Source organism: Streptomyces marokkonensis (genome assembly GCF_039539045.1).
In the GTDB taxonomy this organism is placed as follows: domain Bacteria; phylum Actinomycetota; class Actinomycetes; order Streptomycetales; family Streptomycetaceae; genus Streptomyces; species Streptomyces marokkonensis.
Genome location: NZ_BAABCQ010000255.1, coordinates 1 through 7,495, shown reverse-complemented (window position 1 = coordinate 7,495; position 7,495 = coordinate 1). Strand labels below are relative to the sequence as shown.

Annotated in this window: 9 protein-coding genes and 1 tRNA gene; 7 read left to right on the top strand and 3 right to left on the bottom strand. The window is 71.6% G+C overall.

The genetic code is table 11. From position 1 onward, the window contains the following. Positions 1-236 precede the first annotated feature (236 nt). The 3 genes from ABEA26_RS33990 (at position 237) to ABEA26_RS33980 (ending at position 2,996) form a co-directional block, all read left to right on the top strand. Positions 237-1,289, top strand: a complete 1,053-nt coding sequence (locus tag ABEA26_RS33990) for a chorismate-binding protein (protein WP_345597647.1) — start codon at positions 237-239, stop codon at positions 1,287-1,289. Then, entirely contained in the window at positions 1,286-2,107 is an 822-nt protein-coding gene (locus ABEA26_RS33985; RefSeq protein WP_345597645.1) for an aminotransferase class IV, read from the top strand. Before ABEA26_RS33990 ends, ABEA26_RS33985 begins: the two co-directional genes overlap by 4 nt. Before the next feature lie 64 nt (positions 2,108-2,171). Continuing rightward, positions 2,172-2,996 carry a GNAT family N-acetyltransferase gene (locus tag ABEA26_RS33980; RefSeq protein WP_345597643.1) on the top strand — a complete coding sequence of 275 codons (825 nt, stop codon included), beginning with the start codon at positions 2,172-2,174 and terminating at the stop codon, positions 2,994-2,996. Between the two features lie 72 nt (positions 2,997-3,068). Here ABEA26_RS33980 and ABEA26_RS33975 read toward each other — a convergent pair whose 3' ends face one another. After that, positions 3,069-3,596, bottom strand: coding sequence for a DsbA family protein (locus ABEA26_RS33975; protein WP_345597642.1), 528 nt, complete (start codon positions 3,594-3,596; stop codon positions 3,069-3,071). Between the two features lie 191 nt (positions 3,597-3,787). On the opposite strand from ABEA26_RS33975, the gene ABEA26_RS33970 reads away from it, so the two are divergent. Together ABEA26_RS33970 and ABEA26_RS33965 are read left to right on the top strand one after the other, a co-directional pair. Further along, complete coding sequence (locus ABEA26_RS33970; RefSeq protein WP_345597641.1) at positions 3,788-4,237, top strand: hypothetical protein; 450 nt, start codon at positions 3,788-3,790, stop codon at positions 4,235-4,237. A 174-nt stretch (positions 4,238-4,411) separates the two neighbouring features. Then, positions 4,412-4,591 carry a hypothetical protein gene (locus tag ABEA26_RS33965; protein WP_279565056.1) on the top strand — a complete coding sequence of 60 codons (180 nt, stop codon included), beginning with the start codon at positions 4,412-4,414 and terminating at the stop codon, positions 4,589-4,591. 132 nt (positions 4,592-4,723) lie between these two features. Here ABEA26_RS33965 and ABEA26_RS33960 read toward each other — a convergent pair whose 3' ends face one another. Together ABEA26_RS33960 and ABEA26_RS33955 are read right to left on the bottom strand one after the other, a co-directional pair. Next, positions 4,724-5,284, bottom strand: a complete 561-nt coding sequence (locus ABEA26_RS33960) for a CGNR zinc finger domain-containing protein (protein WP_345597640.1) — start codon at positions 5,282-5,284, stop codon at positions 4,724-4,726. 295 nt (positions 5,285-5,579) lie between these two features. After that, positions 5,580-5,993, bottom strand: a complete 414-nt coding sequence (locus ABEA26_RS33955; RefSeq protein ID WP_004002642.1) for an SsgA family sporulation/cell division regulator — start codon at positions 5,991-5,993, stop codon at positions 5,580-5,582. 191 nt (positions 5,994-6,184) lie between these two features. Between ABEA26_RS33955 and ABEA26_RS33950 the strand changes: the two genes are divergently transcribed. Continuing rightward, complete coding sequence (locus ABEA26_RS33950) at positions 6,185-6,637, top strand: TIGR02611 family protein (protein ID WP_345597639.1); 453 nt, start codon at positions 6,185-6,187, stop codon at positions 6,635-6,637. A gap of 91 nt (positions 6,638-6,728) precedes the next feature. Then, a tRNA-Val gene (locus tag ABEA26_RS33945) sits at positions 6,729-6,800 on the top strand. Positions 6,801-7,495 lie beyond the last annotated feature (695 nt).

The following is a 7,495-nucleotide window of genomic DNA, read 5'->3' as shown; positions in this document are numbered from 1 at the left end:
TTCGAACTCGCGACCTCAACCTTGGCAAGGTTGCGCTCTACCAACTGAGCTACGTCCGCCTGTCGGTTCGGTCCGCTTCCGCGTCCCGGCGACGTCATGAACTCTAGCGGATTCCGGGGCCAGCACAAAAACGCGTTTGTGCAGCGTGCTGCGGTGAGGCCACGCGCGGGCCTGGTCGGGGCGCCCGGAAGGACACGTTCGGGTCACCTCAGGGGCACCGGCCTAGACTCGACAGCGTGCTCGACCTCCCTCCCCTCGCCCGCTTCGGTGACCGTCTGGCCACCGGCCTCCTCGACGTCACGAGCGATCCCGCCGCCCTCGACTCCAGCGGTTTCTGGGCCGTCTGCGCGGACTTCGAAGGCCGTCTGACCTGCGCACGTTTCGCGGAGGTACGCACGGCGCAGGTGCCGGCTCCGGTGCCGGGCGGGTGGCGGGGGCCGTCCGTCGGTGACTGGACCTCCTCCCTCGACCGCGCCGCGTACACGGCGGCCGTACGGCGCATCCGCCGGCGCATAGCCGCCGGCGAGGTCTACCAGGCCAACCTCTGCCGGGTGCTCTCCGCGCCCGTCGCCCCCGGCGCCGACGTGGACGCCCTCACCGCCCTGCTGGCCCGCGGCAACCCGGCACCGTACGCCGGGACGATCCGGCTGCCCGGGCACGGCGTCGAGATCGCCACCGCGTCCCCCGAGCTGTTCCTGCGACGGGACGGCGGGGTCGTGGAGTCCGGGCCGATCAAGGGGACCGGGCGGACCGAGGCCGACCTGTTGGAGAAGGACTACGCCGAGAACGTGATGATCGTGGACCTGGTCCGCAACGACATCGGGCGGGTCTGCGCCGCGGGGACCGTCACCGTGCCCGACCTCTGCGCGGTCGAGAAGCATCCGGGTCTCGTGCACCTGGTGTCGTCCGTACGGGGCGAACTGCGCGCGGGCGCCGGCTGGCCGGAGCTGCTCGACGCGGCCTTCCCGCCCGGGTCCGTCACCGGGGCCCCCAAGTCGAGCGCCCTGCGGATCATCGACGCGCTGGAGACCGTGCCCCGGGGCCCGTACTGCGGGGGCATCGGCTGGGTGGACGCCGACCGGGACACCGGTGAGCTGGCCGTCGGTATCCGTACCTTCTGGATCGACCGTGCCGCGGGCCTGCTGCGCTTCGGCACCGGCGCCGGGATCACCTGGGGCTCCGATCCCGAAGGGGAGTGGCGGGAGACCGAACTCAAGGCGTCCCGGCTGCTCGCGGTAGCGTCGGGTGCGTACGAGGCGAACGGAACCGGAGAGGCGCTACTGACGTGAAGATCTGGCTCGACGGCGGGCTGCAGGACCTCGAGTCCGCCCGCGTCTCCGTCCTCGACCACGGACTGACCGTGGGCGACGGCATCTTCGAGACGGTGAAGGCGGTGGACGGCAGGCCGTTCGCGCTGACCCGGCACCTCGACCGGCTGACCCGGTCGGCCCGCGGCCTGGGGCTGCCCGATCCCGACCTCGACGAGGTGCGCCGCGCCTGCGCCGCCGTCCTGGAAGCCAACCCCATGCCGCTGGGCCGGCTGCGCCTCACCTACACCGGCGGCCACGGCCCCCTCGGCTCCGACCGCGGTGAACACGGCCCGACCCTCGTCGTGGCCCTCGGCGAGACCGGCCGCCGCCCCGACTCCACAGCCGTCATCACGGTGCCCTGGACCCGCAACGAGCGCGGCGCGCTCACGGGCCTGAAGACGACCTCCTACGCCGAGAACGTCGTCGCCCTCGCCCGGGCCCGCGCCCGGGGCGCCACAGAGGCGCTGTTCGGCAACACGGTGGGGCAGCTGTGCGAGGGAACCGGGTCGAACGTCTTCGTCGTCCTCGACGGCGAGATCCACACCCCGCCGGTCACCTCCGGCTGCCTCGCCGGGATCACCCGCGCCCTGGCCGTCGAGTGGACGGGCGCCCGCGAGACCGATCTCCCGCTCGACGTTCTGGACCGTGCCGACGAGGTCTTCCTGACCTCCACCCTGCGGGACGTCCAGGCCGTGCACCGCGTCGACGACCGTGAACTGCCGGGCGTCCCGGGACCGGTGACCGCCAAGGCCATGCGGATCTTCGACGAGCGGGCCGGGGACGACCTGGATCCGTGACCTGGACGCACGGCGGCCGGATATTCGGCTGCCCTTCGCCTTTTCGGCGGGTAGAACACCCGTGATGACCACGACCCTGCGGCCGACCGAGCCGCTTCAGAGCGCTGCCGACGGGACACGTTCACGCCGCTACCAGGTGTGCGTGAACAGCCGTCCCGTCGGCGCGATACATCTTGGCACCTCGCAGGCCTTCGGCGGCTCGGTGGCCGTGATCCGCAAGCTGCGCATCGACGAACCGGACCGCCGGCGCGGCCGGGGCACGGTGGCCGCGCTCGCGGCCGAGGAGATCGCACGGGGCTGGGGCTGCCGGCAGATCGAGGCGAGCGTCGAGCCAGGCACCGAGGCGGGCCTGCGACTGGCCCAGGCGCTGGGCTACGTCCTGCGCACCCGCGGCATGACCAAGCCGCTCGGCGACACCCCGCCCGCCCTGCCCGCGGACAGCCACGCACGGCCCATGAGACCGGACGAGTTCGACGCCTGGCAGGCCTACGAGTCGGAGCAGTACGCCCGTACCTGGATCGAGAGTGGCGTACCCGAGACCGAGGCGTACGAGAAGGCGCGCAGCGACCACGAGACGATTCTGCCGCAGGGCCTGGACACCGAGAACATGCTGTTCAGTGTGTTGGAGCACGAGGGAACGCGGGTCGGCGTCCTGTGGCTGGCGCTGTGGCGGGAGCGGGCCTTCGTCTTCGATGTCGAGGCCGACGCGGCCCACCGGGGCCGGGGGCACGGCCGTACGCTGATGCTGCTGGCCGAGGCTCAGGCGATCGCCGCCGGCCGGCCGCTCATCGGCCTCAACGTCTTCGCGGGGAACACCCCGGCCGAGCGGCTCTACGAGTCGCTCGGCTACGGGACCACGCGGTACAGCTTCTACAAACCCCTGCTGTGACGGCGGTGGCCGGCCGGCTCCCGGCCGGCCACCGGCTCAGCCCCGCGTTCAGTCCCGGTCGCGGCCCGGTGTTCAACCCTCCGGCTGCTCGGCCAGCAGCCGGTCCGCGATCTCCTCGACGCGCTCACGCAGCCCTTCCTGGCTCTTGCCGCCGTCGAGGCGCTCGCCGCCGATCACGTACGTGGGGGTGCCGGTCACGCCGATCGCCTTGCCCTCGGCCTGGTCGGCGTCGACGATCAGGATGTGCCGGCCGTCGATCAGCGCCGTGTCGAACTCCTCCGCGTCCAGTCCCAGCTCCCGGGCCACCTCGACCAGCAGCGGTTCTCCCTCACGGTCCAGCTCCGCGACCCGGTCCAGGACGGCCTCGGCGTACGCCCATCCCTTCCCCTGGGCCACGGCCTCCTCGGCGGCCTGGGCCGCCGGGAAGGAGTGCTTGTGCTTCTCCAGGGGAAAGTGCCGCAGCCGCAGCTCCAGACGGTCGCCGTAGCGGGCGCGCAGGGCGCGGAGGTCGTCCAGGGCGGTGTGGCAGTCCGGGCACTGGAGCTCGCACCAGACGTCGAGGACGGGCGCGGCGGAACGGGCGGGGGAGGAGTCGCTCATGGTCCCCATTCTCCCAGCCCACGGGGCGGCGTCCCGACCACCGTCGTACGCCGGTCACCGGCACCTGGGGAGGAGCCGACCCCGAGATCTCCCTGATCTCGGGCCGGAGCATGGCCTCACGGTGCTCGGACGGTGCAGGATGGAAGGGACAGAAGCACTCATGCCCGACCGAGCCCAGCCTGGAGGACCGGATGATTGCCGAGACCGTCTGCTCCGCGGTGTCCGCGGCGGGCCTGGGCATCGCGGCGGTCACCGCGTACCGCAGGCGTTTCCTCACCGCGACCCGCATCGCCGCCTACTCACTGGTCCCCGTCGGGCTGGTGATGACCGGAGTCGTCGAGTGGCTGGCCGACACGGCCTTCAGCCCGGTGGCCTGGGCCGGCTTCGCGGTACTGGGGGTGTCCTGGCTCCTCTTCATGACCACGCGCACGGTGGAGCGCCGCCGCGGCGGCACCCGTAAGGAACGCAAGGAGGCCCGTGCCGCCGCGCAGCGCGACGCGGTGGCCCCGGCGGCCTCGGAGCCCTCTCTCGGCGCCGGTGCTCGCCCGGCCGCCAGGCCCACTGCCAAACCTGCGAAGACCTCCCGTGGTGATGACGACTTCAGCGACATCGAGGCCATCCTGAAGAAGCACGGGATATGACCGCCGACTGACCGTCGCCTCCCCGGACCGGACCGACCCAGCGGTCCCAGGGCGTCAGCGCCCGTTCCGGAACGATCACCATCCGACCGGACATCGCGACATTCAACGAACTCCCGGTCTTCACTGGCGTGTTGATCGCCCAGGTCCCGCGTACTGCGTCATGATCGCGACGAGATGCCGGACACCACTCAGCTGGATACCCAGCTGGACACGAGACAGAGCGAAACCGCGCCAACGCAGAGCGAACCGCGCGGCTGCCTCTTCGCCCTTTCCCAGCCACCGCTCATGATCTTCCTTGCGGTGATCGGGTGTCTGCTGCTCATGGCTTCGTTGCACGACCTGCTGTTGCTGTGAGCCGTACCCGCGTTCCCCGGCGCCACCCGCCGGGGACCGCGTCGCCACCGAGGCAGGCATCGGTCCTTGCTGAGGTCGTAGCGAGCGAGTTCCTGGCCGTCGGCGTCTCCGTACCGGTCCCGCACGGGCGCGTCAGCGGGCCGCCTCCTTGCGCCGCGCACGGTATGCGGCCACGTGCAAGCGGTTTCCGCAGGTGCGGCTGTCGCAGTACCGCCGAGAGCGGTTCCGGGAGAGATCGACGAAGGCGCGGCGGCAGTCGGGAGCCTCGCACCGCCGCAGCCGCTCCTGCTCTCCGGCGACCACGAAGAACGCCAGGGCCATCCCGCAGTCGGCGGCCAGGTGGTCGGCGACGGAGGCGCCGGGTGCGAAGTAGTGGATGTGCCAGTCGTAGCCGTCGTGGTCGGTGAGCCGGGGCGTGGTTCCGGCAGCGGCGACCAGGTCGTTGATCAGCCCCGCCGCGATCCTCGCCTCGGGGGCCGCGAAGACAGCCGCGAACCGGCCGCGGATCTTGCGCACCGCCGAGAGGTCGAGCTCCGAGAGCACGCCGATGTCGCTGATTTCGTGCGTTCCCACAAATTCCTGGAGGGCCGCGACATCCGGCAGTCCGTCCACCGCCGACTCGTCCTCCGGCACGGTGTTCACCAGATCCACCACGGTGTCGAGGGCGCACCGGGTGTCGTGGGTGATCAGCACATTTCGCTCCCTGGCCTGAGGTCGGGCGGGCGCCCGCCGATGCTGGCCGATGGTAGTGGCTTCCGCGGCGTGCGAACCGGCCCGGATTTCGGTACCCACAGTCGGTTGCCCGTACAACGGCGGCCGGCCGGCCTTCGTTCCCCGCTCGGCCGCGCACCCCCTGCTGCCGCGCACACACCGGCGTCGTCGCCGCGGAGGTCCGCGGCGACGACGCCGGTGTGTGCCGTATGCGGTTGTCCGGGCCCGTGCCGTCACCCCGAGTCGACGGCGACGGGCGGCTTCACGGGGCCTCGCCCTAGCTTTCCGCCAGGATGTGCGAGAGCTCCTGATCGAGATCGAAATGCCGGTGCTCCGTGCCGGGCGGCACGGCGGCGTCTGTGCGCTTCAGGAAGGACTCCAGAGCCCTCGCCGGGGCTTCGAGCAGCGCCTCGCCCTCCGGAGAGCTCAGGGCGATGCACACGACGCCCTGGCCATGGCTGCGGGACGGCCAGACGCGGACGTCGCCGGTGCCCGTGGGGCGATGGAGGCCTTCGGCGAGGAGGTCGCGGGCGAACACCCACTCGACGGTCTCCTCGGCTCCGGTGTGGAAGGTGGCGTGCACGGCGTAGGGGTCGGCCGTGTCGTACCGCAGGCCTGCGGGGACAGGCAGGGAGGACTCGCTCGACACAACGAGGCGCAGGTGCAGCTCGCAGCTGACCGTGGTGTTCATAAGCGCCAGGGCCTTTCGCTCAGTGTGCGCTCGGGGATTCGCACGTCGGCGAAATCGACATGCCACCTACGGTGCCGTTGTAAACCCCTCTGAGTGTTTTGCGTGTGTTTATGTAACTCTTCCGGCCGAGAGATCGTTCGGGTCATGCGCCCATTCCGGTGACAGGTTTCGCTCCGGTAGTGTTTGGCTGTATGAACACGGGGAGTAACAAGCCCGGCGAGGCAGTCGCGGCGGAAGACCGTACGGGGACGGACGAGGCCGCGGCCGAGCGTGCACTGGGCTCGCGAGCACCGGATTTCATCAAGGCGCGCCGCGCCCTCCACCTGAGCTGGCAGGTCGGCGTCTTCATCGTCGGCCTCGCGGTCGTGGTGGCCGGCGTCGCCATGCTGGTGCTGCCCGGACCGGGCTGGGTCGTGATTTTCGGGGGTATGGCGATCTGGGCGACCGAGTTCGTCTGGGCCCAGATCGTTCTGCGTTGGACCAAGCGCAAGGTCACCGAGGCGGCGCAGCGCGCCCTCGATCCCAAGGTGCGGCGTCGGAACATCATCCTGACCTCGGTCGGGCTGGTGATCGTGGCCGCGCTGGCAGGTATCTACCTGTGGAAGTTCGGCCTCCAGATGCCCTGGAAGATCGAGGACCAGTGACCCTCGGCGGGGGCCCGGAGACCAGACCCCCGCCGGACGCCGGCCTCGTCACGGGCACCCCCTGACATGGGGTAATGTTCTTCCTGCGTCCGGGCGATTAGCTCAGTGGGAGAGCGCTTCGTTCACACCGAAGAGGTCACTGGTTCGAACCCAGTATCGCCCACCGGATCATCAGGCGGCCCGGCTCACGATCGTGAGCCGGGCCGCCTTGTCGTGCGGGTGTGCCCCGGACGGCGGCGCGGCAGCAGGTCCGGGCGGCCCCGAGACGTGTGCCGGAGCTGTCCCGTGCGGTGTCTCCGGGGGGCCGCCGCACGGCGGCTGCAAAGCGCCCGCGCGGCGTGCGCCGGGCCGGCGGTGGCGCACGGGGCCGAGCCCGCAGCTGTCTCGAGCCGACCGGCTCCCACCCGACCGGCCGTGCCGGGTGTTCCGGGCCGACCGTGCTTGCGTGTCCCGGCCCGCCCGGCAGAGCTGTGTGTTCCGAGCCGGCCGGCCCCGTCCCGGCCCGCCGCGCGCTGTGCGTCCCCGGCCTGCCGTGCTGCGCCTCCGGAGTCCGGTTGGTCACGTCCCGGACCGACTGACCGACCGTGCGCCGCGACTGGCCGACCGTGTGCTGCGCCCGGCCGTTCGTGCAGCCCGTCCGGCCGGCCGCACGGCCGTTCCGCTTCCGTGCGTCTTCACCCAACCGTGACCTTCCGTGCCGCCCGCCCCCGCGAGCTCTCCGGTGTTCGGTCCATCGGTCACGCCGCGCCGACCTGGACGTTTTCCCCCGCCGCCGGGGAGCGGGGCCGGAATGGTCGGCTCCGCCCCGCGCCCGGTGCCCATCAATTCCTGTCCGAATCATTGACGCGCCCCTGGGCC

Excerpts from the sequence above, each read along its gene's own strand:
- ABEA26_RS33950 (WP_345597639.1), top strand. The coding sequence starts at position 6,185 with ATGAACACGGGGAGTAACAAGCCCGGCGAGGCAGTCGCGGCGGAAGAC.
- ABEA26_RS33965 (WP_279565056.1), top strand. The coding sequence starts at position 4,412 with ATGCCGGACACCACTCAGCTGGATACCCAGCTGGACACGAGACAGAGC.
- ABEA26_RS33975 (WP_345597642.1), bottom strand. The coding sequence starts at position 3,596 with ATGAGCGACTCCTCCCCCGCCCGTTCCGCCGCGCCCGTCCTCGACGTC.
- ABEA26_RS33955 (WP_004002642.1), bottom strand. The coding sequence starts at position 5,993 with ATGAACACCACGGTCAGCTGCGAGCTGCACCTGCGCCTCGTTGTGTCG.
- ABEA26_RS33970 (WP_345597641.1), top strand. The coding sequence starts at position 3,788 with ATGATTGCCGAGACCGTCTGCTCCGCGGTGTCCGCGGCGGGCCTGGGC.
- ABEA26_RS33980 (WP_345597643.1), top strand. The coding sequence starts at position 2,172 with ATGACCACGACCCTGCGGCCGACCGAGCCGCTTCAGAGCGCTGCCGAC.